Source organism: Vibrio sp. Y176 (assembly GCF_033438945.1).
In genome coordinates this window covers 1-506 of the sequence record NZ_JAWOQS010001247.1, presented here as the reverse complement: position 1 = coordinate 506, position 506 = coordinate 1, and the positions used below count along the sequence as shown (strand labels likewise).

The following is a 506-nucleotide window of genomic DNA, read 5'->3' as shown; positions in this document are numbered from 1 at the left end:
TCTCCAGTAACTCGTCTTCACGTGACAACGTCTTATGACCTCTCCATTATGTGGCAGCGCAAAGGCTACCACACATGTTCGTTGCAACTAAACCGTTAAGCTCACGTCATAAAACTCAAGTAACGCTTTTTCTGCATGCGCGTTCCACACATAGTTGTTCGCGCACAAAATCGCATCGAGTTCCGCAAAGAACGGGTCTTGGTCTGCCAACGATAAAAAGTCATCAATCGCCGTCAATGGCAGGTCAATATGTGGGTAAATCAACTTCTTACCGCCCGGAATATCCAACTGATTCAGAATCGTATGTGGCGCAGCTTGTAAGCCACCAACATGTGTGATCATGAACGATGGATTGATCTTGCCTTGCGAGGAAAGCTCAATAGATTCCACCATGTCACCCTTTGAACCACCGGACGTCCCTACAATATGGGTTGATTCGTAATGCACGTTGTAGAAGTTAAACGGCACTTTGAAATTCTTATCCGTTGGGCCAGCAAAGAAGTTGA

General features: G+C 46.0%; 1 pseudogene. It reads right to left on the bottom strand.

The annotated features are described in order from the left end of the window. Positions 1-87: 87 nt before the first annotated feature. A pseudogene (locus R7O13_RS31215) lies at positions 88-506 on the bottom strand (L-sorbose 1-phosphate reductase); the annotation flags it as partial.